The 518-nt window shown below is 60.4% G+C and carries 1 rRNA gene; it reads left to right on the top strand.

The window, feature by feature from the left end:
* Positions 1-144 precede the first annotated feature (144 nt).
* A 23S ribosomal RNA gene (locus HG542_RS34610) occupies positions 145-518 on the top strand; the annotation flags it as partial.

The following is a 518-nucleotide window of genomic DNA, read 5'->3' as shown; positions in this document are numbered from 1 at the left end:
GGCACGCTGTTGGGTGTCTGAGGGTACGGACTACGGTCTGAACCTTCTGCGATGCCGGCCCCAGTGCACTCTGGTCCTTCGGGACTGGGGGTGATGGGTGGCTGGTCGTTGCTTGAGAACTGCACAGTGGACGCGAGCATCTGTGGCCAAGTTTTTAAGGGCGCACGGTGGATGCCTTGGCACCAGGAACCGATGAAGGACGTGGGAGGCCGCGATAGGCCCCGGGGAGCTGTCAACCGAGCTGTGATCCGGGGGTGTCCGAATGGGGAAACCCGGCAGTCGTCATGGGCTGTCACCCGCTGCTGAACACATAGGCAGTGTGGAGGGAACGCGGGGAAGTGAAACATCTCAGTACCCGCAGGAAGAGAAAACAACCGTGATTCCGGGAGTAGTGGCGAGCGAAACTGGATGAGGCCAAACCGTATGTGTGTGATACCCGGCAGGGGTTGCGCATGCGGGGTTGTGGGATCGCACTTTCATGGTCTGCCGGCCATGAGGCGAGTCAGAAACCGTATGGA

It is taken from the genome of Streptomyces morookaense (assembly GCF_013030945.1).
GTDB classification, from domain to species: domain Bacteria; phylum Actinomycetota; class Actinomycetes; order Streptomycetales; family Streptomycetaceae; genus Streptomyces; species Streptomyces morookaensis.
Note: the sequence above shows the minus strand (reverse complement) of the source record. Positions and strands in the feature narration are given on the sequence as shown.